This is a genomic window from Methanoculleus sp., from assembly GCF_030019085.1.
Lineage (GTDB): Archaea > Halobacteriota > Methanomicrobia > Methanomicrobiales > Methanoculleaceae > Methanoculleus.
Window position 1 is genome coordinate 109,225 of sequence record NZ_JASEFJ010000001.1, and the last position, 21,071, is coordinate 130,295.

Below are 21,071 nucleotides of genomic sequence, written 5' to 3' on the forward strand. Positions count from 1 at the left end.
ATACATCCTGGTTGCCATAGTATTATAATGTTTAATCATGTTGAATTGTATCTACAGGAACTTCGCCGGAATATCAACAACTCTAAATTGCTAAATGGGCAGTTCGGGATCTGTCCGTACCTCATATTCTTGGCAGGCGATGGTTGCACCACCTCCTGGATGGAGGGGGCGGGGTGAGATTATGTATGACATGGGGAGTGCAGAAATGGCATCGATGCGGCTTACGCGAAAACCCCTGCGAAGGATCGAGATTCTTGGGCTGATAATATTCATCCTGATGGTTGTGGTCATGCTCGCGGTAGGTGCTCTGCTCTTCTGCGACTGGCTTGATGCACCGGGTTCGGCGCCTGCAGGTAGCCCGGTCGATCCAGGTCCTGTATCGACAGGGTTAAGCATAGCCGGTGCAATCCCCCTCATTCCATTTGTGGTGGGCGTTGAGGTAGCGGGAGCCCTCTCCCTCGCCCTGCTATATCTGGTCTCCGCTCTCGGGCGGAGGAGGTAGCGCTCCCCCACCCCCCGTGCTCAGGGGGTTGGAAAAAAACGACCAATTTTTTCCGGAATTTAACGTTACGCTGTCGAGGGGTGGTAAATTTTATATCCCACCCGGTATACATCACGTATATCCCTCCTTGGGGAAGGGGGTGTATCATGTCAAAGGATAAGCGGCCACAGGATAAGAAGATGGAAGAAAAGAAGGCAGAGAAGGGGCAGGACAAGGCCAAGAAGAACTAAAGACTCTCCATCTATCTCACCACCTCTTTTTTTCGTATGAAGGGGGCAACCCCGGGCCTTCAACACCTGTGAGGAACCATCCTCCGCTCCGTTATGGTGCTGCCGGACTTTGAGCATCAGCGTTGCAGACAGGCAGAGGAGAGGGGGCGGATGTGAGGTCAGAGGTGCCTCCGAGACCAGGTACCTTCGGGCTCAGTTCAGTCTCAGTAACCGCGCATTGATCGCCACGATGATGGTGCTGAGGCTCATCAAAACCGCCCCGACCGCAGGTGTCAGCACGATACCGTAAGAGACTGCCACCCCTGCCGCGAGCGGGATTGCAAACGTGTTGTAGCCTGTGGCCCAGAGCAGGTTCTGTAACATCTTGGTGTATGTCTTCCTGGAGAGAAGGACGATATCGACCACGTCCCGTGGGTTGCTCCGGACGAGAACGTTATCTGCGCTCTCCACGGCGACGTCCGTCCCGGCACCGATCGCGATCTCCACGTCCGCCTGAACAAGCGCAGGAGCGTCGTTTATACCGTCGCCGACCATCGCCACACGGTACTGCTGCTGGATCTCCTCGATCTTCTTTGACTTTTCGTGGGAAAGGACCTCCGCGAAATAATCATCAAGCCCGAATTCGCCGGCTACCCATCCAGCCACATAGCGGTTGTCCCCTGTGAGCATCATGCATCGGAGCCCCATCTCCTTCAGTCGGGCGATTGCGTCACGGGACTCGTCCCGGATAATATCCGCAAGAGCCAGTGCCCCGAGAAGTTTCTGGTCTTCCAGGAGAAAGACCCCTGTCTTTCCCTGTGATTCCGCCGTCGCCACCCGTTCATCGCCCACCGGTATGCCCGCCTCGCTGAGATACCCGGGGCTTACCACCAGGCTCGGTGTGCCGGCTATCCTTGCTTCCACACCTTTTCCTGGAATGGCCCTGAAATCTTCCAGCGGCAGGAGTTCAATCCCTCTCTCCTCCGCGCTCTGCACTATTCCCCGTGCAATCGGGTGCTCGGAGTTCGCCTCAACAGAAGCGGCACGCCGGATGATCTCCTCCTCACTCACCGTGCCCCGGGCGAATACGTCGGTCACGCCGAATACCCCATTGTGAGCGTCCCGGTCTTATCAAAGACGATCGCCTGCAGGTCGCGTGCCCTCTCAAACGCCTTTCGTTCACGAGTTCTTCCAGCGCCCGCGAAGCGCCCATACCCGAGCGCATCTCCACCCAGTGGCCGAGAAGCATGATATCGATATGGGTGGCCAGTTCCCAGAAGAACAGTGCACCGCTGGCCACACCCAGCACCACAATGGCGCTGAAGATGTAGGCGACGGTGATCGCAACAGCGATCAAGGTCATCATCCCGGACAACCGTGCCCGAATCTCCTGCACGATTCCTTTCAGGAATGGATACCCGCCGTAGGCGTAAACCGCCGTGGAAAGGGTGAGGAGAATGAGGGCCGACCCCGGAAAAGAGTATTCAACGCCGAAGAATGCCTGGAAACCCGGGGACAGGATCAGGATTGGCACCGTTAGTATCAGGGAGACGATGAACCGTTGCCGGAAGTCCGTCATCGCATGGGCGTGATCACCCCCAGGTGCTCTGCATGCGCTCCGTCTGCGCCTGTCCAGTGGTCAGTGTGGCTCTCCTGCTTCCGCTCCATCCGATCTATGCCTCCCGGGTACCAGAGTGGTGGCAGCACGTATGCCTCATAACGTTCACCAGCTATATCGTAGGAGCCGGGTGATGGGCTAGATCTCGGGTCTCGTCTCGACCATCGTCCCGCCGTAATACGGCAACTGTTGTCGGACACCGGATCCAATCACAGCCCGCAGAGAGGGGGGCTCACCGTCGAGGTACCTGTCCAGCCTCTCCACTTCAGTGGCGGTTGCGTTCATTGAGTGATCTCGGGGCTCTGCATCGGTCCATACCCTGCTCTCCACTGATGCGCAATCGGGGTGATCCCCGGCCCCGGGGAGGACCCCGGAGTTCGTCTCCTGGCATTACCCCAGGAGGGGGTGTTACGGGAGAGGCATTAATCTTGGGTAGCCTCCCTCAACTGAAGTTTGAACCCTATTGGCAGGCGCCAGGAGTGGCCTGATCAGGATCCGTGATATGGTTCTCGACAGCAGTGTCGCGATCGTCCATCCGGGGGAAGGGATCCTGGAGAATGAGTGTATGCGAGGGAAGGGATTCGAACCCTTGAACTCCTTCGAGACTGGACCCTAAATCCAGCGCCTTTGACCTGGCTTGGCAACCCTCGCGGTCTGGTGCGTGACACGGGTCAGGGGAACGTTATCCTGTTTGAAACCACAAATCCTGGCGGACTTTTACCCGCTAAGGCGACCCCTATCCTCATATGTATCGCTGCCCTAAACCTTATAATTGTTCCCGGGCATTTGTTATGCCCGAGCGGGTCCGCTCCTCACCTCAGTCGAGCGATCAGGGTATTTGCCCTGGAAACTTACCATTATACAGTATAAGCCCCCATTCGGTCCGGTCATGCAAAAAGTACTCCGGAAGTGTGTTTCTGGCAAATCACGCTTGAAATGTTAACAACAAAACCTTTATTGAATTGACTGACTGTATTTTTCCTGTAGTTGAAGGAACAATGCTGGGCGAACTCCTCTACATCCTGGCGGCGGCGATCATCACCTGGCTTCTCTTTGTGAGCGTCGATATCTTCTTCCGGTTGCCGGAAAAGGGGGGCGTCAGTGGAGCGTCAGCTGTTGCGCGGGATATCCAGGCCGCCGGTGGCGATATTGCCGGGGGCAACATGATGGGAAACATCGTCTGCTCACCTGACGCCTCGGCAGGAACGCTCCTTGCCGCCTGCGGTGTCTACGTCGCCGGTATCCCCGGTGGACTTATCGCGGCTGCGCTCGTCTTCATCGGTAACCGCATCTGCCATGACCCCGGCTACGCAGGGACCACCGGCGCGTTACTGGCGACGTTCGTCGTATACGGGTTCACTCAGGTAGGGTTCACCGCAACGAACTTCATTGCAGGCACGGTGATCGCCATCCTCTCCATCCAGGGCATCTCCCACGTCCACGCGAGCAGGCTACTTGCACGGCTCTGGAGGGTCAGGCAGTGATCGCGCTCCCCCTGGTTGCTGTGGTTGCGGTAGTTGCCGCGCTCCGGGCTACATTCGAGAGGAATACCGCCAGGAAACTCCCTTACGTGAACGTCCTGAACTTCGCCATCGCCGCCTCTATCGTCCTGCTGCTCGACCACCCGCTTTCACTGGTGGCGGCCGCCGCCTACTTTGTCGGGTCGACGCTTGAGGCCAATGCGATCGCGAGCACCTATGCAGGAGCGAGGAACCAATGATCCCGGCGCTCGAGATAATGTTCGGGTTTATCGCGCTCGTGGGCGGGGTCTCTGCCGCCCTCATCCTGGACTACTATGGCAAACTGATCTCGCTCGGGATCCTTGTAGCCGGAGTCATACCGTTCATCGTGGACCGCGGTTATCTGGACGTCGCCATCACGGTCTCTCTGATAGCCCCGATAGCCACAATATTTGTTCTCAGGGTCGTGAGGAGGGCTGATGCGTGATGGAGGCTACCTTCATCCTCGGGCTCGCGATCCTTCTGATCGGTGTTCTTGCGGTTGCTTTCGTGCGGCCGAAGACCTACGTTGCCCGGTTGATCAACCTCGAGATACCGGGCTGGGGCCTCCTGCTCGTTATGCTTGCATATGACGAAACCCTCGCCCTCCTGACGTTCATCGCGGTAACCGCCATCAGCACGTTTGTTATCGTGCGGCTGATGGAGTGGAGGGATGAATCCTGCTGATCATCTCCAGGATATCTCGATTCCTCTCTGATTTCCGGAATCTGGTAGCGATATTTGCCGGTGCATGCATCATCGTCGCCGTTGCCGGCATAATCTCCCTGCCGCTCGAGTTCGAGGAGAACCAGCTCTACCCAAAGACCCTCAACTCGGAATCCCCGCTCTACCCTTACGACCGGGGCGGGGTGCCCTTCGGCCCAACGGAAGTCGTCGCACAGTACCCGGAGAATTCTCCTTACTTGGGATATGTCACCACCTACCTGACACCCTTCTCACGTTACCTCGCAGACCATACGCACTACCTGGGCACGACGATCGTCGCCCACCCGGGTGGGATCATCGATGAGATCCTCTACAACACCCGTGGACTCGATACGGTCGTCGAGACAAGCATCCTCTTTGTAGCGTTTGCGATCGCCTCACACCTCTACCGGAGGACAAAAGAAGAATGATCCTGACATACTCGATAGGTCTCTTCGTGGCGTTCGCGGTGACAGGGATAGCCTTTTTTGCCCTGATGCGCGAGACCGATGGTCTCCACCGTCTCCTCCTCACCGATCTTGTCGAGGTAGTCACCCTCGCGTTCATTGCGCTGGTCGGCACCGACCTCGCCGAGGCGCTCATCCTCCCGGGGCTTGTGGTGGGCACCTCGGAGTTGATCGCGCTCTCCGAGATCTACCGGGTCAAAGAAGGTTTCAACCGACCACCGTCCGATGGTCTGCAGATCGAGGTGATGGAGACCGCTCCTCCCATACTTGCCGCACTCCTGGTCGGCTACGGTATCATCCTCTCCGGGTTCTCGGGTGGGGCTGTTGCCGGGCTCGGCGTGATCTTCTACTTCCTCAGCCGCGACCACCACGAGCGGTTTGAGGTGATCGAGACCGCGAGCGGCTACTCGTGGGTCATCTGGATCTTCGCGTTCTTCACCTTCATGATCTTCCCGGAGCGGTGGTTCTTTGCGGTCATGCTCGCGGGGTCGGCGATCCTTGTCAAGGTTATGGCCAAGATGTCGATCATCGGCACCATGCGGGGTGGTCCAAATGTCTGATATCGGCGGGGTCGACCTCTTTGTGCTGGAGTTCGGGGATATCCTCCACTACTTCACTCCTTACTCCCTCACGCTATTCATCTTCGCGCTGATCTTCACAGTGCTTGTCATAGTTGCGAGGCCTGAGAGGCAGCTCGATATCGTGTTTGGGGGAGACGCCTACTACGCGAAGAAGACGCCCATCTCGGAGAGGCAGTTCCGGCGTTTCATGGCGATAGCCTGCGGTCTTGCGTCCATGGGGGCGATGGCGAGCGGTGACATCTTCAACTACACGCTCTTCGTCTCAATGGTCGGTATCACCAACGTCGGCATCGTTGCGGCGGTGAAAAGCCGCCACGTTCTCAACGCCGCATACGAGTATGGGATCGTCGCCATGGTCGGCACCCTGCCGCTTTTCGGGGGTGCCGCGCTGATCCTCGGGACCACCGGTACGCTCTCCATCCCGGCCCTTGCGACCGGGGGCTATGCGGTCCCGCTGGTGGCGAAGATCCTCCTCGCTCTCGGCGTTACCGGGGAGGGGATGGCGCCGTTCTACGCGGCAAAAGCCGAGATGTTCAGGGCGCCGGGCGCCCCCTACGTCATCATGTGCTCCCTCTCATCGCTGTTGATCTTCCTGCGCGTCGTGGAGATTGTCATAACCATCTGATAACCATGAAGAAAAAGACGTTTCCCTACGGATTTGCGGTATCGGCCATCGCCATCATCGTCGCATGGGCGGCGCTGGCAGCAGCCCTTATACCGCTCTGGGCGGCAGTTACAATATTCGTCATCGCCTTTCCGTTACTGGTGCTCTTCCTGACACTCTGGTGGCGGGCTCCTGGGGGAGAAGAGGATATACCGTTTATAGGATACTGATATGATCGAGTACCTGGTATTTGCAGCAGTCTTCGGGCTTCTTCTGCTGGGGCTTCACCGGAAAGTCATCGCACGTATACAGACAAGGCCGGGACCCCCCATCTGGCAGGAGATCCTCCACGCGCTGAAGTTCTCGTTCAAGAGTACCTGGGTGCCGAGAACTGCAAGCGCTACACTCTATGTAGGGATAGTTCTCATCGGCATTGGGATCTGGAGCGCAGCGTTTTTTGTCGTCTTTGCCGGTGAGAGCATCCTGATCCTCTTTGCGATCTACATGCTCCACAAGGTGGTGGAGCATGGGTTTGGGCTCTCATCAGGGTCGCCCTACGGAAAGTTCGGTGGTGTTCGGTCAGTCATATCGGCGGCCTCCGAGATCCCGCTCTTCGTCACGATCGCCGCGATCTACCTCCTCACGGGATCGCTCATCCTGCGCGACATCACCGCCTACCAGGGAGTCCACGGCCCGCTCCTCTTTATCGCGCCTCCCTTTGCCATTGCTATGTTCCTCGTGATCCTCTCAAAGATGCCCTACGGCCCCTTCTCGATCGTGGAGAGCAAAGAACTCGTGAGTGGCTACAAGACGGAGCACTTTGGGGTCTGGCGGGCTGGTCTGGCCGTGACCGAGGGGCTCAAGACGTTCGTGCTCCTCTACGCCTTTGTGGCGATCTTCATCGGGGCTGTTCCGTTCTGGGCGGCTCTTGTCATCATGACCGTGGTGCTCATATCTCTCTCGTTTGTCTGTGCGATAACCCCGATGCTATCGCCGTATGACAGTGTCACCATCCAGGGCCTTATCACCGGGCTGATGCTGGTCTACACAGGATATCTCTGGTGGGTGATCCCATGATTCGTGAACTGGTGCTCCTTGGAGGGGTGTTCTACATTGTTATAGCGCTGGTGCAGTGGGTACAGAATCAGACAGTTCAGGTCGAGGCGGCGCTGGTTGCCGGGATCCTGGTAGTGCTCCCGCTCATCCATTACGCCCGGGACGAGGAGCGACTCAAGAAGATCGAGATGGCCGGACTCTGGCTGGCGATCGCCCTCTTTGTTGGTTACGCCCTTGCAAAGGCTGGGGGATACCTATGACCGGGCGCTGCCTCTACGAGAAAGACCTCCGGCCGCTGAAGTACAACATCCTGACCAGCACAAAACACGATGCGACCGTCAGGGCGATTGCGAACCGACTCGGCGTGAGCGACGCAAAACTGCGTAGACTTCTAATTCAGCGACTCGATATGTCGCTGCTGGAGAACATCGAGACCAGGTGGGAGATGGGGCTTCGGTATGCCGATGATGGCGATCCGCTGGCAAAGGAACTCGGGTGTGAACTCTTCAGCCGGTTCATACCTCTTCTGGATCAGGAGAGAATGAAAGAGATTTACGAAGAGACCAGAGCGCTGGCTCAGGAGATACCTTTTGAAGGGGCAATCGTGAGAGGGAAGGCACTGATCAGAGAGGCGATCCTCTCATGAGCATACTCCAGAGCATCAAGAACGCCGTTCGGTCGAGATCGATCCATGTCAGTTACATCGACGTTGGGTCGTGCAACGGCTGCGATATCGAGGTGCTGGCCTGCCTTGCTCCGCGCTACGATATCGAGCAGTACGGGATCTACGTTCACAACAACCCCCGTGAGGCTGACGTCCTCCTGGTGATAGGGTCGGTCACCCCGCAGTGGGAGGACAAACTCCGTAACATCTGGGAGAAGATCCCCGCCCCAAAGGCGGCCATAGCCATCGGGAACTGCCCGATATCGGGGTGTGTATATGCACGTAAGGGTTCTTTGACAACCCCTCCAGTCAAGAACTATATACCCATAGCCGCAGAGGTTCCGGGCTGCCCGCCAAGACCGACGGAGATACTCTCCGCCATACTCTCGGTTGCACCACTGATATTCAAAGATTACGAGGAAAAACAGTCATGAAGAAGACCGTCGACGTCTCCATTCCGCTCGGGCCGATGCACCCCTGCTGGAAAGAACCCGTTCGCCTCAAATGTGAGACGGCAGGCGAGCGGGTGCTCCATACTGAGGTCGAGCTCGGCTACATGAAGAAGGGGATCGAGCGGATCATGCGCGGCCGTCCCTGGCAGGAGGTTATGTTCCTTGCCGAACGGGTCTGCGGGATCTGCTCGGTCGTTCACAACATGGTCTTCATCGAGGCGATGGAACTGATAAGCGATATAGCGGTTCCGCCGCGAGCGGCCTACCTCCGGGTGGTTGCAAACGAACTTGATCGGGTTGCAAGTCACATCCTGGCAAACTTCTCCTACTGCTACACTATCGAGCACGAGACGCTTGCTATGTACCTCTTAAACACCCGGGAGAGGGTGCTTGACAACCTGGAACGGCTCACAGGGTCACGGATCAACACCGCCTACATGATACCTGGCGGCGTCCGGTTCGACCTCCTGCCGGAGGACGCTGCGACGATGCTTGCCGATCTCGCGAAGGTCGAGGAGGAGTTGAAACGCTACGTCCAGATCTTTGAGAGCGGCCCCCTGATCGGGCTACGGAGCCGGGGGATCGGCTACATGAGCCGCGAGGATGCAATCCGTGCTCACACAGTAGGCCCGACTGCACGGGCAAGCGGCGTCGAGGACTGCGACCTGCGCCTCCGTCACCCGACCTACCGGGCGCTGGGGTTCGAGCAGGTTACCCGAACCGAAGGCGACAACTTCGCCAGGGTAATGCTCCGGTTCCAGGAGGTCTTCCAGAGCATCGACCTGATCCGAAAATGCGTGGACACCCTCCCTGCAGGCCACATCCGGGGCGGCGGACTATGCAGGGCAGGAGAGGTCTCCTACAGCGGCGAGGCGCCCCGGGGCGAGCTGACCTACACCATAAAGACCGACGATTTCGGCAGGGTGCTCGATATCGCGATACGAACGCCATCGATCATGAATATCGAGGCCTGCGCCCACTACATGGTCGTGAACGCCACCTCCATCGCCGACGTGACCTCGACGTTTATCAGCAGTGACCCCTGTATCGCCTGCAACGAAAGGTGAAGTGATGCGATCGATCGTCTACTACGTGCGGGAGTTCCTCAGGCCCGAATGGCTCAAAAAGTTCTTCTTCGTAAAGACCGCGCCGCTCGTGACCCCACCGTACTTCAAGGGCTACCCTACCCTGACGGGGAAGGATTGTACGGGGTGTTTCACCTGCATGATGATCTGTCCGGCACCCGACGCGATCGCCGTCCTCCGCAGAAAGGAACAGTGGGAGCCAGAGGTCTACCCTGGCCATTGCATTCGATGCGGTCTCTGTGTTGAGGCGTGCCCGGAAGGTGTTCTCGCAAGCGGTCGGGTCACGGATCTCGCCAGGCGCGATGCCACGGCGTTCTGGCATTCGTTTCACCTGGAGGTCGACGAGAGTCTCTGTATGCGCTGCGGGAACTGCTGCGTCTCCTGCCCGATCAACCGGCAGATCGATCCTCAACTCGCCGGGACAGGGACATCCACAAGCGACGAGGTTATCATGCGGGTCAGCAGCGGGCGTGTGCGGATCCTCCACGAGGAGAAGTGCACGGGTTGTAAGACCTGCGAGACTCAGTGCCCGAGCGGCGCGATCCGGGTCGCCCGTATGGTGGAAGGGGTTCAGTTTCTGGACGGGGTGGAGTCATGAAGTTCCTGATGAACACCGGACGGACGGTCAACCAGGGCGTAACCGTTGAGAACAAGGGCTCTGTCGAGTACGCGAGGGAGGCCTCGACCTGTTTCATGCACGAGTTCGATATGCTCGAGCTCGGGGTCGATGACGGCGATCCAGTACTCGTGCGTGGCCCGGTTGGCGAGGTTGTGATGCGTGTGAAGGCGTCTGTTGAGGTTGAGATCGGGACTGTCTTTGTCCCCTACGGGCCTTACGCGAACCATATCGTGGCTGCAGATACCCATTCCACGGGAATGCCGGACTTCAAGTCGCACGAGGTGGAGATCGAGCCTACCGACGAAGAGCCGAAACTGGTTTACGAACTGATGGAAGACCTTGGAGGGCTGGCCTATGAACGTTAAAGACGCGGTCTGCCCGTTCTGTGGCTGTCTCTGCGACGATATCGAGGTTGAGATTGAGGGTGACCGGCTGGTCGGCGTCACAAACGCCTGTGAACTTGGGGCGACGAAGTTCCTGGGCGGCGAGAGGCTCAAGTCACCCATCCGGCGTGAAGGAAAGGCCTGGAAGGAGATCTCCTACGACGAGGCCATCCGTTACGCTGCTGACATGCTTCTTGACGCCGAACGCCCACTCCTCTACGGCTGGAGCGGCACACACGGCGAGGCACAGTGCGTCGGCGTTCATATGGCTGAACTCGTGCGCGGTGTGATCGACAACACCTCGTCGGTCTGTCACGGTCCATCTGTCCTGGCCATCCAGGAGGTGGGGCATCCAGGGTGCACGCTCGGGGTCGTGAAGAACCGGGCGGACCTCTTGATCTACTGGGGGTCAAACCCGATCGACGCCCACCCACGGCACCTCTCGCGCTACACCTGCTACGCTGAGGGATTCTTCCTTGAAAACGCCTTCCGCGACCGGAAGGTGGTGGTTGTAGATGTCAGGAAGACCCAGACCGCAAACATCGCCGACGAGTTCGTCAGGGTCAGGCCCGGCGGGGATTACGCAATCCTCTCGGCGCTACGGACGATCGTCAGGGGTAAGACCGATACCATCCCGCGGATGGTCGCCGGCGTCACACGAGATCAGCTGATCCGGGTGGCAGACCTCTGTCTGAACGCGAAGTTCGGGGCGGTCTACTTCGGTCTCGGTCTCACCATGATCCCGGGGAAGTACAAGAACATACGTAACGCCATCGAACTCGTCACGGAACTGAACCGGCACACGAAGTTTACCATATCGGCGATGCGTGGTCACTACAATGTCTACGGTTCAAACGAGGTCAACACCTGGATGACAGGCTATCCATTCGCGATCGACTTCTCCCGGGGTATCGCCTTCTACAACCCGGGGGAGACAACGGCAGTGGACGTCCTGGCCCGCAAAGAGTGTGATGCCGCACTGATCGTTGGGAGCGACCCGGCCGCTCACTTCCCGCGGAGGTGTATCGAGCACCTGGCCGAGATTCCGGTCGTCCAGCTCGACCCCTACCCTAATGCCACCACCGCGTTCTGCAAAGTCCAGATCCCGGTGGCGGTGACGGGGGTCGACGCCGAGGGAACAGCCTACCGGATGGACGGCGTACCGATCCGGACCAGAAAGGTTCTATCGAGCGATTACCTCTCCGATGAGGAGGTCCTATCCCGGATGTATGCGTTGATGCAGGAGGCACTGAAGCGATGACCGAACTCCTGGTGAAGAACGCCCATGTGATCGACCCTCTCAGCGGGATCAACGGCGAGACGATGGATATCGCCATCCGCGACGGAAAGATAGTTGAGGAGGTGAGCGCTGCGGCGGAGGTGATCGATGCCCGCGGAATGCTCACGATGCCAGGTGGGATCGACTCGCACACCCATATCTGCGGGACGAAGGTGAACTTCGGGCGCTACATGAGCCCGGAGGATATGCGGGCGGGGAGGACGCCCCGACGTGGGCCGATGCACGCCACCTCAGGCTACAGCGTCCCGACCACCTATGGTAACAGTTACCGCTACAGCGTGATGGGCTACACCACCCTGCTTGAGGGGGCGATGGCGCCGCTTGAGGCCCGGCACACCCACGAGGAGTTCACCTACACCCCCCTCCAGGACACGATGGCAAACACCCTCTTTGACGGGAACTGGTCGATCATGGAGGCGATCCGGGATGGAGACGTGAAGAGGGTTGCCGCAATAATCGCCTGGACGCTCTCGGCGGTGAAGGGGTTCGGAGTAAAGCTCACAAACCCCGGCGGTACCGAGGCCTGGCAGTGGGGGAAGAACGTATCCTGTATCCGCGACCCGGTGCCGTACTTTGGGGTGACACCGGCAGAGATCATCCGATCGGTCATCGAGGCAAACGAACTCCTTCACCTCCCGCACTCTGTTCACCTCCATTGTAACAACCTTGGCACTCCAGGGAACTACACCTGCACACTGGGGTCGCTTGGCCTTGCCCCGGACCTGAACCCGAGACGCCAGACACTTTACGCCACCCACGTTCAGTTCCACGCCTACGGTGGGTCTGGGTGGAAGGACTTCTCTTCGAAGAGTGAGCCTATAGCAAACCTCGTCAACATGCGTCCTCAGGTGGTCATAGATATGGGCCAGATCCTCTTTGGCCGGACCACAACGATGACCGCGGATGGCCCAATGGAGTTCAACCTCTACCGCCTCCATCACGAGAAGTGGAGCAACCACGACGTGGAGTTAGAGACTGGTTCAGGGATCATCCCGGTCATCTACCGGCGTAAGAACCTGGTTAACTCGGTCATGTGGGCGATCGGACTTGAACTTGCGCTACTCACGAAGAGTCCCTGGCAGTGCCTGCTCACGACGGATAACCCGAACGGTGCGCCGTTTGTTCGATACCCCGAGATCATAGGTCTCCTGATGAGCAGGAGGTACCGTGATGCTGAGTTTGCCACAATTCATCCCGATACCGGTTCGCGGGTGCCCCTGCCGGCGATCGATCGTGAGATGGACTGGTATGAGATCGCGGTGATGACCCGCGCAGGGCAGGCGCGGGCGCTCGGGATCCAGGATCTCGGGAAAGGCCATCTTGCTCCTGGTGCGGATGCGGACGTCGCGATCTACCCTATCCGGATCGATGAGGTCGACCCCTCGGCCGATTACCAGAAGGTGATCGATGGTTTTTCCCGGACAGAGTACACGATCAAGCGGGGCAGGGTCGTCGCCCGCCGGGGCGAGTGTGTGGTTCACGGGAGCAATTCCACCCTCTGGGTCAGGCCGAAGGTATCTGAGAACTATGATATGGGAAAGGACCCGGAGTTTGTCGAGAAGTTCGATCGGTACTATACCGTCAGGATGAGTAACTATCCGGTTCAGGAACAGTATCTGAACAGGAGTCGATGCATCGAGACGGAAACAGAACTATGATGAGAGTCAACCTTACGCTTAAACCGATGGGGAGCTGGTCAATCCCGATCGAGGCGGAGTCGATCATCCCTGCGAACTTTCTTTCAGGCACCGATCTCACGGTCTGGCGGGGGAACCGCGAGCTCGGTCTTGAGGAGGCTTTCTCGGTCTCGGTGGTGGGGGGTGCTGATCGGGCGGAGGATGTGGAGATCGTTCTCGCGGGGAAGACCGCCCGGTTGAAGAGGGTCGGCGAGTACATGGACGCAGGGAAGATCACCGTCCTCGGGGATATCGGGATGCACTGCGGCAACTTCATGACCGGCGGGACGATCGAGATCCAGGGTAACGCCGATGGCTGGCTCGGTCGGGAGATGGGGGGTGGATCAATCATCTGCCGGGGTAACGCCGCTGATTACTGCGCTTCGGGCTACCGCGGCGGCCGGAAGGGCATGACCGGGGGTCGCGTGGAGGTCTATGGTCGTGTCGGCGATTTCCTGGCAGAGAACCTTGCTGGTGGGACGGTCATTGTGCACGGCGATGCAGGAGATATGCCCGGCGCCGAGATGCGTGGCGGGACGCTCATCATCCACGGGGACTGCACGCGGCCGGCGGCTAACATGAAGGATGGCGCCTGCTACGTCTACGGGACGGCGCGGTGGATGCTCCCGACATTCAGGAACCTCGGCACGGTCAGGCACGAAGGGCGGACGCTAATCCAGTTTACTGGCGATGTGGCGAACCGCGGGAAAGGAAATCTTTTTGTCGGGAACTACGAATATCTGGACTGATGGTCAGGCACGAGTGTGGGTTTGATGCTCCGATCCACTGCAAGCGCTGCGGGAGACCGCTGGTCAGTAACGAGCGCCTTGGGCTATACTGCCCGCACTGTGGAAGAAGAGTGAGCATGATCTGTCCTGGTTGCGGTCGCCTCTGGTGAAGCAGCGGTCAGAGACGGTTCTTCACCCATCGGGCGTAATCCGCCCTCAACTTGCAGATCTCCTGATCGTTCAGATCCGCCTTCCCCGTCCGGTGGAGGTAAGACTCAAGCTGATCCACAACCTGTTCTGCATCCTGAAAGTCATCCACATCCAGATAGATCGGCACCCGCTCCACGTTGATAACCTCACCGCAGATGGGGCAGAGCCTCCAGCGCTGGTAGCGGTCCACGTAGTTGAAGGTCTTGCAGCCCGGACAGCGGATGACAAGGTACATGATCAATGGGTGTGTGCAGGTGGCTGGATTTATAATTATCCATCGTGATTTCGCCGGTGAGACAGGGGTTATGCTATCAAACCAGTACTGATGAACCTCCCCGGTGTCCGGTGCCAGGGATGGGATCACTTGTTATTTGGGAGACGGGGAGAAACCAACCCCGAAAGAGCCATTTTATTCGCACAGACTTCTCACACCGTTTTTGTGGTGCCAATCCTCATGCGCTGCACCCTCGATGAAGATCCCCGGTCGTGATGGCCCAGCGCTCGGGGGTAAACTCACCTGAGGGAGGGACAGTGTGTTCTCTCCCTGCAGGTGGCGTGCCCGCTCCCTCAAAACCCGGCGTGGAACAAACCCTGGAAACACGTCATTCAGTCGCACGAGACCGAGCCTTTTTCTGGAAGCAGCGACGATCACTGATCCGTGAATTCGATGGAGATCCAGGTATCCGCTGTTCGGGGTCTTCCCCTGATCCGGCAGGGCGACGATCTGCCAGGCATGATCTGTGAACGTGTCGCGTTCGAGGACGGTGACATCCTGACGGTTGCCTCGTCAGTCTATTCTAAAGCAAAAGGGTTCACACGTGATCTTGAATCCATCGTCCCCGGCGCGGATGCCGTGCGGATAGCCAGAAAGACAGGAGAGGACCCGCGCTTTGTGCAGGCGGTGCTGGACTCCTCCGCGTCAATACTGCTGGAAGAGCCGTTCATACTCTCCGAACTGCCATTCGGCCACATTGGTGTGAGGGCGGGTGTTGATCATAGCAACATAGAGGATGGTCGGCTGATCCTCCTCCCTCCCGATCCGATGGCCGCCGCCGCCGAGATGAGGGACGAGATCCATCGAATCAGCGGAAAAGATGTCCGCGTGATAATTACCGATACCTGTGGTCGGGCGTTCCGCCGCGGGCAGACCGGTATCGCCATCGGTTGGGCGGGGATGACGGCTATCGACGACTACCGGGGCGACACCGATCTCTTTGGCCATGTTCTCAAGATCACAGAAGAAGCGGTGGTTGACGAGATCGCCGCCTTCGCGAACTTTGTCATGGGAGAGAGCCACCAGGGCGTACCTGCAGTGGTCTTCAAAAACTGCCGCACCTGGAAGGGGCACGATCTCATATACTTCACCGCGGAGGAGGACATAATCAGGGCTGCGCTGCTGAAGGAGAAGAAAAAAGATTAGAAGAGGAGATTTAATATATAAACTGCCACACCGGTCGCAACGGCTATCGCGAGAACGACAGTCGGGCTGATATGGATGGCCCGGTGATCGTCGCTGTCGTAATAATTTACCAGGCCGGCAGAGGATACGAGTCTCCCGCCAGATTTCTTTGCCATACCAGATGGTTATCATTTGCAATATATAAAATCGAGGTTGGACACCATGCAACAGTCTTCAGAACGCGTCATCACCGGCCGGGCGCTTCTCGGTGAAGATCTCCAGGAAGAGGACGTCAGTATAACCGTCTCAGGTGGTATCATCACCTCGATAGAGCCCGTCTCACGGCCCTCTGGACTCTGGATTGTGCCGGCTTTCTTCAACGCCCATACACATCTTGGGGACACTGTTGCGATGGACATTCCTGCCCGTGGAAGCCTGGCCGACCTGGTCAAACCCCCCAACGGTTTGAAGCACCGGATCCTTGCAGAAACCCCGCGCGCCGACCTGGTCAGGGGGATGCGCGCAAGCATTAACGCCATGATAGCAACCGGGACGGCCGGGTTTGCCGACTTCAGGGAGGGCGGGGTTGATGGCGTTGCAGCGCTCCGTGAGGCGGCAGCGGGGCTTGACTGCCATCCGGTCATTCTGGGTCGCGATGGCGGCGAGATGGTGAGCGATGGGGCGGGAATCAGCAGTGTCCATGACATGAAAAATGCAGAAGAGGTCGTGAGAGGTGCGCGTGCCGCGGGAAAACTGGTCGCATTCCATGCCGGGGAGAAGAACCTGGATGATATTGACGATGCGCTCACTTTTGAGCCAGACCTGCTCGTCCACTGCACCCACGCAACGGAGGGGCAACTTCGGTGCATAGTAGATATGGGTATACCTATCGCCGTATGCCCCAGGTCAAACTGGGTGCTCGGTGTCACGGCATCGCCGGCATATCCGCCGATCGCGCGCATCCTCAAACTCGGCGGCACGCTTTACCTGGGGACTGACAACGTGATGTTTGTCCAGCCAGATCTGCTCCAGGAGATGGCGTTTACCTCGACAGTCTACCGTGTAACCCCCGAAGAGATCCTCCGCGCCGCGATCGCAGGCGCGAGGCTTGCCGGAATCTCCGGTTACCTGGAAGAGAGGCAAAGTGCACATTTCCTGGTAATAGATCCGTCGAGGGTCAACCTCTCCTTCAGCAGGGACATCCGTGCGACCATTGTAAAACGGCTGGATTCTTCATCGATCGGCCAAAATATTTTAACCCTGCAATAGAAATCAAATACGCAGTATCTGTTCTGTGTGGTGTGTATGTTCCGTAAGATACTTGTTGCTATAGATGGCTCAGAACAAGCGGACCGGGCTTTCGAGGCTGCTCTCGCTGAGGCTGGTGTCTGGAAAGCCGAGGCTCATGTCGTGTATGTGGTTGAATCGGGGCTTTTTTCATCTCTTCCGATGGACAGCACACTTGAGATAATATACAGTGTCCTGCAGAAAGAAGGCGAAGAGATCCTCGAAGCGGCCAGAAAGAAAGCAGATGCGGCAGGCATTCCGCTGACCACCCATATTCGCCAGGGGCACGTGGGGTCACAGATCGTCTCCATGGCAGAGGAACTTGGTGCCGATCTCATCATCCTTGGTTCATACGGGAAGAGCGGCGTCGATCGTCTCCTGCTCGGAAGCGCAACCGACTACGTGGTGCGAAACAGTCCCGTCACGACTATGGTGGTGAGATCATAACCTCGCCCGAGCAGATGCTTGTCCGGGACTTCATGGTGACCGACGTTGTCTGCGTCGAAATCCCCGGTAACCGGGATGATGTCCTGCGCATATTAAAACGCACAGGCATCAGTGGTGTCCCGGTCCTGAAAGAGGGTGAACTCGTCGGTATTATTACTCGCAAAGATCTCCTCCGTAAAGCGGAAGAGACCCAACTTGGCCTCCTGATGACGCCGGATCCGGTTGTTATCCGACCGGATGCTCCCATCTCAGAGGCGGCACAGTTGCTTGTACGGCACAACATAAGGAGGCTCCCGGTCATGGAGGATGGGGCGCTTGTCGGGATCCTCAGCGTCGCTGACCTTATCAATGCCATAGCACAGATGCGTATAACCATCCCCATCAAGGACAACTTCGTCAGCAGGACGTATGCACTCTGGGAAGAGACCCCCCTCACGCTTGTCGGGAGGATCATGGAGATCTCGGGCTACGACGCCATACCCATCTTGAAGGAGGACGGCACACTCAGCGGAATCATATCAGAGCGCGACCTGATTCGGCATTCACGCATCGAGGACGGTATAGAGGTAAGCGACTTCTCAAACGGCACAGACGACGACGAATGGACATGGGAGAGCATCCGGGACCTGCACACCATCAGTTACGGGATCTCCAGGATCCAGTTACTCCCGATTCCAGTGAAGAAGGCGATGGTCAGTAACGTTCTTGCCGTCCCCCTCAACGCCGAGGTCAGCGAATGCGCCCTCAAGATGAGGCGGGCAAGGGTTGACCAGCTCCCGGTGATCAACGGGAACAGGCGGCTTGTCGGGATGCTATTTGACCGTGAGTTGATCAGGGTCCTGCTGCCGGAGCGGCAGGACCTGCGAAAGAGTTAAAATATAACGTCCATATACCTTATGGATGCCTATCTCTGTCGCATCGGGTTTACGGTGCGACGATAAGTTTATGGTACAATCTATCTCTATACGCTTAACCGCTTTTAAGCGAGATAAAGCGTTTTAATGGTTTTAAGGGGTGTTTAAATGCCTGATATTTCCCACGAGATTATGAAAGGTACAACAACCGTAGGATTGATCTTCGACCGTGGCGTGGTACTTGCAACCGAGATGCGGGCGACGATGGGGAACATGATCGCAAGCAAGCGAGCCAAAAAGATCTATCAGATCACGCCAAGAATAGGTTTGACCACCGCAGGAGGTGTCGGCGATGCGCAGCAACTCGTCCGGATAATGCAGGTTGAGTGCAACCTCTTTGAGATGCGCCGCGGAAAGACCATGTCTGTTGGTGCGGCCTCGACGCTGCTCTCAAACTACTTAAACCAGAATCGCTACTACCCATACTACGTCCAGCTCCTGATGGGTGGGTTCGATGACGAGGGGCCGAGCATCTACTCTGTCGACGCGCTTGGCGGCGCAACCAGGGAGGAAGAGATCGTTGCCACCGGTTCGGGGTCTCCCTTCGCCTACGGTGTGCTCGAAGACCAGTATCGTTCGGACATGAAAGAGGATGAGGCAAAAGACCTGGCCGTTCGCGCCATTCGTTCGGCGATGCGCCGTGACTCTGCATCTGGCGAGGGTATCATGGTGGTTGTGATCACAAAGGAAAAATACGAAGAACACATCCTGAGCGGGCTGCATGAACCCTCTGTGGCCCGCACAGCAGCCTGACATTTTTCAGGACGGTCTTAATGGTTATTGAAGACAAACTCCAGGAGCTCAAGGAGCAGATTAACAAGATTGTTCCTGGTGGTATTACGGTCTCTGACGTCGAGTTCGAGGGTCCAGAGCTCGTCATATATACCGATGATCCGAAGCAGTTCGCCGATCAGGCGGACCTGATAAAGATACTGGCACGTGATCTCAGGAAACGTATCGTTGTGCGCCCGAATATCCTTGAAGACCCTGAGCGGGCCGCGCAGGAGATCCGGGCGGTTGTCCCGGAGAACGCAGGGATCACCGATCTCTTCTTTGACCCGGAGACCGGTGAGGTGCTGATCGAGGCTGAGAAGCCGGGTGTTGTCATCGGGAAGAACGGGGCAACCCTCCGGGAGATCACAAAACAGATCGGCTGGACACCCAAAGTTGTCCGGACACCGCCCATTGAGAGTTCGACGGTCAAGCAGATCCGTGCCTATCTCCGCTCGGTTAAAGATGAGCGGAAAGTGTTCCTCCGTAAGATCGGGCGCCGCATTCACCGGGAGGTCACGAGCAAGGATCAGTGGCTGCGGGTTACCACCCTCGGGTGCTGCCGTGAGGTCGGTCGCGCCGCGTTCGTGATCTCGACGCCGGAGAGCAAGGTCCTGATTGACTGCGGGGAGAAGCCTGGCAGCACTTCAAACGGGACACCCTACCTTTACGTGCCCGAGATATATCCACTTGATACGCTCGATGCTGTGGTGGTCACGCATGCCCACCTTGACCACTGTGCGCTTGTGCCCCTCCTCTACAAGTATGGCTACGATGGACCGGTCTACTCGACCCCGCCGACAAGGGACCTGGCGGCGATGCTTCAACTCGATTACATTGACGTTGTAAGGAAGGAGACGGACAGGGCCCCTTACTCTTCAAACGAGGTGAAGGCCTACATAAAACACTCCATAACCCTCAACTACGGCAGTGTTACCGATATTGCCCCCGACATAAAACTCACCTTCCACAACGCCGGGCATATCCTTGGTTCGGCGATCGCGCACTTCCATGTCGGTGACGGACTCTACAACATCGCGTTCACCGGTGACTTCAACTACCAGAAGACCAGGCTCTTCTCTCCAGCCGTCTCTTCATTCCCGCGTCTTGAGACGTTATTCATGGAGAGCACCTATGGTGGGTCGAACGATATCCAGCCCCAGAGGAAGGAGGCAGAAGAGAAACTCTATGAGACGGTCTCCGAGACTATAGGGCGCGGCGGTAAGGTGATCGTCCCTGCGTTCGCCGTCGGGCGGTCTCAGGAGGTCATGCTTGCCCTGGAGGAGGGGATCAGGCGGCAGAAACTCCCGCCGATGAAGATCTATCTTGACGGTATGATCAAGGAGGCGACGGCTATCCACACGACGTACCCGGAGTATCTCAACAGCGATCTTCGGAACCAGATCTTCCGGGAGGGGCTGAACCCCTTCCTTTCTGAGGCCTTTGTCCAGGTGGACTCCCCCGATCTACGAGAGCGGGTGATCACCGGCGATCCATGTGTCATCATCACAACGAGCGGCATGTTGAACGGCGGGCCGGTGATGGAGTACCTCAAGGCGCTTGGCCCTGATGAGCGCAACTCGCTAATATTTGTGGGTTATCAGGCGGAAGGAACGCTCGGGCGGAGAATCCAGAAGGGATGGCGCGAGATCCCGCTCGGCTGGCGCGATACGATACTGATAAACCTTGAGATAGTCACAGTCGACGGGTTCTCTGGCCACTCTGATCGCAAACAGCTGATGAACTACATCGCCCACCTCCAACCGCGGCCGGAGAAGATCTTCACCATCCACGGTGATGAGAACAAGACCCTCGATCTTGCAAGTTCTATCTACAAACGTTACCACATTGAGACTCATTCTCCATTGAACCTCGAGACTTACCGCATGATCTAG

Annotated in this window: 31 protein-coding genes and 1 tRNA gene; 26 read left to right on the forward strand and 6 right to left on the reverse strand. The window is 57.7% G+C overall.

Going from position 1 to position 21,071, the window contains the following annotated elements; genetic code table 11:
- Nucleotides 1–190 precede the first annotated feature (190 nt).
- Entirely contained in the window at nucleotides 191–502 is a 312-nt protein-coding gene (locus QMC91_RS00645; protein WP_300233878.1) for a hypothetical protein, read from the forward strand.
- A gap of 422 nt (nucleotides 503–924) precedes the next feature.
- On the opposite strand, the gene QMC91_RS00650 is transcribed toward QMC91_RS00645, so the two are convergent.
- The 4 genes from QMC91_RS00650 to QMC91_RS00665 form a co-directional block, all read right to left on the reverse strand.
- Entirely contained in the window at nucleotides 925–1,809 is an 885-nt protein-coding gene (locus tag QMC91_RS00650) for an HAD-IC family P-type ATPase (RefSeq protein WP_300233881.1), read from the reverse strand.
- Nucleotides 1,775–2,290 (reverse strand): hypothetical protein, encoded by a 516-nt coding sequence (locus QMC91_RS00655; RefSeq protein WP_300233885.1) that lies wholly within the window; start codon nucleotides 2,288–2,290, stop codon nucleotides 1,775–1,777. The genes QMC91_RS00650 and QMC91_RS00655 overlap by 35 nt, the downstream gene beginning before the upstream one ends.
- 177 nt (nucleotides 2,291–2,467) lie before the next feature.
- The gene (locus QMC91_RS00660; protein ID WP_300233888.1) at nucleotides 2,468–2,614 is read right to left on the reverse strand and encodes a hypothetical protein; all 147 of its coding nucleotides are present in this window, start codon (nucleotides 2,612–2,614) and stop codon (nucleotides 2,468–2,470) included.
- A gap of 281 nt (nucleotides 2,615–2,895) precedes the next feature.
- Nucleotides 2,896–2,980, reverse strand: a tRNA-Leu gene (locus tag QMC91_RS00665).
- 347 nt (nucleotides 2,981–3,327) lie between these two features.
- Between QMC91_RS00665 and QMC91_RS00670 the strand changes: the two genes are divergently transcribed.
- From QMC91_RS00670 to QMC91_RS00760, 19 genes are read left to right on the forward strand one after another with little or no spacing between them, the layout of a single operon-like run.
- On the forward strand, nucleotides 3,328–3,813 hold the full coding sequence (locus QMC91_RS00670; protein WP_300233891.1) for a hypothetical protein: 486 nt from the start codon (nucleotides 3,328–3,330) through the stop codon (nucleotides 3,811–3,813).
- On the forward strand, nucleotides 3,810–4,049 hold the full coding sequence (locus QMC91_RS00675) for a DUF2109 family protein (RefSeq protein WP_300233894.1): 240 nt from the start codon (nucleotides 3,810–3,812) through the stop codon (nucleotides 4,047–4,049). The genes QMC91_RS00670 and QMC91_RS00675 overlap by 4 nt, the downstream gene beginning before the upstream one ends.
- Nucleotides 4,046–4,276 (forward strand): DUF2108 domain-containing protein, encoded by a 231-nt coding sequence (locus tag QMC91_RS00680; protein WP_300233897.1) that lies wholly within the window; start codon nucleotides 4,046–4,048, stop codon nucleotides 4,274–4,276. Before QMC91_RS00675 ends, QMC91_RS00680 begins: the two co-directional genes overlap by 4 nt.
- Nucleotides 4,276–4,515: a DUF2107 family protein gene (locus QMC91_RS00685; RefSeq protein WP_300234119.1), complete on the forward strand. Its 240-nt coding sequence runs from the start codon at nucleotides 4,276–4,278 to the stop codon at nucleotides 4,513–4,515. The genes QMC91_RS00680 and QMC91_RS00685 overlap by 1 nt, the downstream gene beginning before the upstream one ends.
- A gap of 11 nt (nucleotides 4,516–4,526) precedes the next feature.
- A complete protein-coding gene (locus QMC91_RS00690) occupies nucleotides 4,527–4,964 on the forward strand; it encodes a DUF2106 family protein (RefSeq protein ID WP_366944346.1) in 438 nt (145 codons plus the stop codon).
- Nucleotides 4,961–5,560 carry an EhaG family protein gene (locus tag QMC91_RS00695; protein WP_300233900.1) on the forward strand — a complete coding sequence of 200 codons (600 nt, stop codon included), beginning with the start codon at nucleotides 4,961–4,963 and terminating at the stop codon, nucleotides 5,558–5,560. The genes QMC91_RS00690 and QMC91_RS00695 overlap by 4 nt, the downstream gene beginning before the upstream one ends.
- Nucleotides 5,553–6,206: a hypothetical protein gene (locus QMC91_RS00700; protein WP_300233902.1), complete on the forward strand. Its 654-nt coding sequence runs from the start codon at nucleotides 5,553–5,555 to the stop codon at nucleotides 6,204–6,206. The genes QMC91_RS00695 and QMC91_RS00700 overlap by 8 nt, the downstream gene beginning before the upstream one ends.
- 5 nt (nucleotides 6,207–6,211) lie before the next feature.
- Nucleotides 6,212–6,415, forward strand: a complete 204-nt coding sequence (locus tag QMC91_RS00705) for a hypothetical protein (RefSeq protein ID WP_300233905.1) — start codon at nucleotides 6,212–6,214, stop codon at nucleotides 6,413–6,415.
- 1 nt (nucleotide 6,416) lies between these two features.
- Complete coding sequence (locus QMC91_RS00710) at nucleotides 6,417–7,262, forward strand: NADH-quinone oxidoreductase subunit H (RefSeq protein WP_300233908.1); 846 nt, start codon at nucleotides 6,417–6,419, stop codon at nucleotides 7,260–7,262.
- A complete protein-coding gene (locus QMC91_RS00715) occupies nucleotides 7,259–7,501 on the forward strand; it encodes a hypothetical protein (RefSeq protein ID WP_300233911.1) in 243 nt (80 codons plus the stop codon). Before QMC91_RS00710 ends, QMC91_RS00715 begins: the two co-directional genes overlap by 4 nt.
- Nucleotides 7,498–7,887 carry a DUF1959 family protein gene (locus QMC91_RS00720; RefSeq protein WP_300233914.1) on the forward strand — a complete coding sequence of 130 codons (390 nt, stop codon included), beginning with the start codon at nucleotides 7,498–7,500 and terminating at the stop codon, nucleotides 7,885–7,887. Before QMC91_RS00715 ends, QMC91_RS00720 begins: the two co-directional genes overlap by 4 nt.
- Nucleotides 7,884–8,339: a hypothetical protein gene (locus tag QMC91_RS00725; protein ID WP_300233917.1), complete on the forward strand. Its 456-nt coding sequence runs from the start codon at nucleotides 7,884–7,886 to the stop codon at nucleotides 8,337–8,339. The genes QMC91_RS00720 and QMC91_RS00725 overlap by 4 nt, the downstream gene beginning before the upstream one ends.
- Nucleotides 8,336–9,424, forward strand: a complete 1,089-nt coding sequence (locus tag QMC91_RS00730; RefSeq protein WP_300233920.1) for a nickel-dependent hydrogenase large subunit — start codon at nucleotides 8,336–8,338, stop codon at nucleotides 9,422–9,424. The genes QMC91_RS00725 and QMC91_RS00730 overlap by 4 nt, the downstream gene beginning before the upstream one ends.
- A 4-nt stretch (nucleotides 9,425–9,428) precedes the next feature.
- Nucleotides 9,429–10,040, forward strand: a complete 612-nt coding sequence (locus tag QMC91_RS00735) for a 4Fe-4S dicluster domain-containing protein (RefSeq protein WP_300233923.1) — start codon at nucleotides 9,429–9,431, stop codon at nucleotides 10,038–10,040.
- On the forward strand, nucleotides 10,037–10,426 hold the full coding sequence (locus tag QMC91_RS00740) for a molybdopterin dinucleotide binding domain-containing protein (RefSeq protein ID WP_300233926.1): 390 nt from the start codon (nucleotides 10,037–10,039) through the stop codon (nucleotides 10,424–10,426). The genes QMC91_RS00735 and QMC91_RS00740 overlap by 4 nt, the downstream gene beginning before the upstream one ends.
- Nucleotides 10,416–11,705, forward strand: a complete 1,290-nt coding sequence (locus QMC91_RS00745) for a formylmethanofuran dehydrogenase subunit B (RefSeq protein ID WP_300233929.1) — start codon at nucleotides 10,416–10,418, stop codon at nucleotides 11,703–11,705. The genes QMC91_RS00740 and QMC91_RS00745 overlap by 11 nt, the downstream gene beginning before the upstream one ends.
- Nucleotides 11,702–13,402 (forward strand): formylmethanofuran dehydrogenase subunit A, encoded by a 1,701-nt coding sequence (locus QMC91_RS00750; protein WP_300233932.1) that lies wholly within the window; start codon nucleotides 11,702–11,704, stop codon nucleotides 13,400–13,402. The genes QMC91_RS00745 and QMC91_RS00750 overlap by 4 nt, the downstream gene beginning before the upstream one ends.
- Nucleotides 13,399–14,169 carry a formylmethanofuran dehydrogenase subunit C gene (locus QMC91_RS00755; protein ID WP_366944343.1) on the forward strand — a complete coding sequence of 257 codons (771 nt, stop codon included), beginning with the start codon at nucleotides 13,399–13,401 and terminating at the stop codon, nucleotides 14,167–14,169. The genes QMC91_RS00750 and QMC91_RS00755 overlap by 4 nt, the downstream gene beginning before the upstream one ends.
- A complete protein-coding gene (locus tag QMC91_RS00760) occupies nucleotides 14,169–14,318 on the forward strand; it encodes a DNA helicase PriA (protein ID WP_300233935.1) in 150 nt (49 codons plus the stop codon). The genes QMC91_RS00755 and QMC91_RS00760 overlap by 1 nt, the downstream gene beginning before the upstream one ends.
- Nucleotides 14,319–14,326: 8 nt before the next feature.
- Here QMC91_RS00760 and QMC91_RS00765 read toward each other — a convergent pair whose 3' ends face one another.
- Complete coding sequence (locus tag QMC91_RS00765) at nucleotides 14,327–14,593, reverse strand: DUF1922 domain-containing protein (RefSeq protein WP_300233938.1); 267 nt, start codon at nucleotides 14,591–14,593, stop codon at nucleotides 14,327–14,329.
- Nucleotides 14,594–15,025: 432 nt separating this feature from the next.
- Between QMC91_RS00765 and QMC91_RS00770 the strand changes: the two genes are divergently transcribed.
- Nucleotides 15,026–15,778 (forward strand): coenzyme F420-0:L-glutamate ligase, encoded by a 753-nt coding sequence (locus tag QMC91_RS00770; protein WP_300234126.1) that lies wholly within the window; start codon nucleotides 15,026–15,028, stop codon nucleotides 15,776–15,778.
- On the opposite strand, the gene QMC91_RS00775 is transcribed toward QMC91_RS00770, so the two are convergent.
- Nucleotides 15,775–15,933 (reverse strand): preprotein translocase subunit Sec61beta, encoded by a 159-nt coding sequence (locus QMC91_RS00775; RefSeq protein ID WP_300233941.1) that lies wholly within the window; start codon nucleotides 15,931–15,933, stop codon nucleotides 15,775–15,777. The two genes, QMC91_RS00770 and QMC91_RS00775, sit on opposite strands and share 4 nt — an antisense overlap.
- A gap of 46 nt (nucleotides 15,934–15,979) precedes the next feature.
- Between QMC91_RS00775 and QMC91_RS00780 the strand changes: the two genes are divergently transcribed.
- The 5 genes from QMC91_RS00780 to QMC91_RS00800 all read left to right on the forward strand — a co-directional run bounded on the left by QMC91_RS00780 (nucleotide 15,980) and on the right by QMC91_RS00800 (nucleotide 21,071).
- Nucleotides 15,980–17,026, forward strand: coding sequence for an amidohydrolase family protein (locus QMC91_RS00780; protein ID WP_300233943.1), 1,047 nt, complete (start codon nucleotides 15,980–15,982; stop codon nucleotides 17,024–17,026).
- 36 nt (nucleotides 17,027–17,062) lie between these two features.
- Nucleotides 17,063–17,491 (forward strand): universal stress protein, encoded by a 429-nt coding sequence (locus QMC91_RS00785; RefSeq protein WP_300233946.1) that lies wholly within the window; start codon nucleotides 17,063–17,065, stop codon nucleotides 17,489–17,491.
- A 14-nt stretch (nucleotides 17,492–17,505) separates the two neighbouring features.
- Nucleotides 17,506–18,366 (forward strand): CBS domain-containing protein, encoded by an 861-nt coding sequence (locus tag QMC91_RS00790; protein WP_300233949.1) that lies wholly within the window; start codon nucleotides 17,506–17,508, stop codon nucleotides 18,364–18,366.
- A gap of 147 nt (nucleotides 18,367–18,513) precedes the next feature.
- The gene (gene psmB, locus QMC91_RS00795; RefSeq protein WP_300233952.1) at nucleotides 18,514–19,158 is read left to right on the forward strand and encodes an archaeal proteasome endopeptidase complex subunit beta; all 645 of its coding nucleotides are present in this window, start codon (nucleotides 18,514–18,516) and stop codon (nucleotides 19,156–19,158) included.
- Between the two features lie 20 nt (nucleotides 19,159–19,178).
- Entirely contained in the window at nucleotides 19,179–21,071 is a 1,893-nt protein-coding gene (locus tag QMC91_RS00800; protein WP_300233955.1) for a beta-CASP ribonuclease aCPSF1, read from the forward strand.

Bases quoted from the DNA above. Each gene is read 5' to 3' on its own strand.
- QMC91_RS00645 (WP_300233878.1), top strand. From the start codon at position 191: ATGGGGAGTGCAGAAATGGCATCGATGCGGCTTACGCGAAAACCCCTG.
- QMC91_RS00655 (WP_300233885.1), bottom strand. From the start codon at position 2,290: ATGACGGACTTCCGGCAACGGTTCATCGTCTCCCTGATACTAACGGTG.
- QMC91_RS00660 (WP_300233888.1), bottom strand. From the start codon at position 2,614: ATGAACGCAACCGCCACTGAAGTGGAGAGGCTGGACAGGTACCTCGAC.
- QMC91_RS00670 (WP_300233891.1), top strand. From the start codon at position 3,328: ATGCTGGGCGAACTCCTCTACATCCTGGCGGCGGCGATCATCACCTGG.
- QMC91_RS00680 (WP_300233897.1), top strand. From the start codon at position 4,046: ATGATCCCGGCGCTCGAGATAATGTTCGGGTTTATCGCGCTCGTGGGC.
- QMC91_RS00685 (WP_300234119.1), top strand. From the start codon at position 4,276: ATGGAGGCTACCTTCATCCTCGGGCTCGCGATCCTTCTGATCGGTGTT.
- QMC91_RS00695 (WP_300233900.1), top strand. From the start codon at position 4,961: ATGATCCTGACATACTCGATAGGTCTCTTCGTGGCGTTCGCGGTGACA.
- QMC91_RS00700 (WP_300233902.1), top strand. From the start codon at position 5,553: ATGTCTGATATCGGCGGGGTCGACCTCTTTGTGCTGGAGTTCGGGGAT.
- QMC91_RS00705 (WP_300233905.1), top strand. From the start codon at position 6,212: ATGAAGAAAAAGACGTTTCCCTACGGATTTGCGGTATCGGCCATCGCC.
- QMC91_RS00710 (WP_300233908.1), top strand. From the start codon at position 6,417: ATGATCGAGTACCTGGTATTTGCAGCAGTCTTCGGGCTTCTTCTGCTG.
- QMC91_RS00715 (WP_300233911.1), top strand. From the start codon at position 7,259: ATGATTCGTGAACTGGTGCTCCTTGGAGGGGTGTTCTACATTGTTATA.
- QMC91_RS00720 (WP_300233914.1), top strand. From the start codon at position 7,498: ATGACCGGGCGCTGCCTCTACGAGAAAGACCTCCGGCCGCTGAAGTAC.
- QMC91_RS00725 (WP_300233917.1), top strand. From the start codon at position 7,884: ATGAGCATACTCCAGAGCATCAAGAACGCCGTTCGGTCGAGATCGATC.
- QMC91_RS00730 (WP_300233920.1), top strand. From the start codon at position 8,336: ATGAAGAAGACCGTCGACGTCTCCATTCCGCTCGGGCCGATGCACCCC.
- QMC91_RS00735 (WP_300233923.1), top strand. From the start codon at position 9,429: ATGCGATCGATCGTCTACTACGTGCGGGAGTTCCTCAGGCCCGAATGG.
- QMC91_RS00740 (WP_300233926.1), top strand. From the start codon at position 10,037: ATGAAGTTCCTGATGAACACCGGACGGACGGTCAACCAGGGCGTAACC.
- QMC91_RS00745 (WP_300233929.1), top strand. From the start codon at position 10,416: ATGAACGTTAAAGACGCGGTCTGCCCGTTCTGTGGCTGTCTCTGCGAC.
- QMC91_RS00750 (WP_300233932.1), top strand. From the start codon at position 11,702: ATGACCGAACTCCTGGTGAAGAACGCCCATGTGATCGACCCTCTCAGC.
- QMC91_RS00755 (WP_366944343.1), top strand. From the start codon at position 13,399: ATGATGAGAGTCAACCTTACGCTTAAACCGATGGGGAGCTGGTCAATC.
- QMC91_RS00760 (WP_300233935.1), top strand. From the start codon at position 14,169: ATGGTCAGGCACGAGTGTGGGTTTGATGCTCCGATCCACTGCAAGCGC.
- QMC91_RS00765 (WP_300233938.1), bottom strand. From the start codon at position 14,593: ATGTACCTTGTCATCCGCTGTCCGGGCTGCAAGACCTTCAACTACGTG.
- QMC91_RS00770 (WP_300234126.1), top strand. From the start codon at position 15,026: ATGGAGATCCAGGTATCCGCTGTTCGGGGTCTTCCCCTGATCCGGCAG.
- QMC91_RS00775 (WP_300233941.1), bottom strand. From the start codon at position 15,933: ATGGCAAAGAAATCTGGCGGGAGACTCGTATCCTCTGCCGGCCTGGTA.
- QMC91_RS00780 (WP_300233943.1), top strand. From the start codon at position 15,980: ATGCAACAGTCTTCAGAACGCGTCATCACCGGCCGGGCGCTTCTCGGT.
- QMC91_RS00785 (WP_300233946.1), top strand. From the start codon at position 17,063: ATGTTCCGTAAGATACTTGTTGCTATAGATGGCTCAGAACAAGCGGAC.
- QMC91_RS00790 (WP_300233949.1), top strand. From the start codon at position 17,506: ATGCTTGTCCGGGACTTCATGGTGACCGACGTTGTCTGCGTCGAAATC.
- psmB (WP_300233952.1), top strand. From the start codon at position 18,514: ATGCCTGATATTTCCCACGAGATTATGAAAGGTACAACAACCGTAGGA.
- QMC91_RS00800 (WP_300233955.1), top strand. From the start codon at position 19,179: ATGGTTATTGAAGACAAACTCCAGGAGCTCAAGGAGCAGATTAACAAG.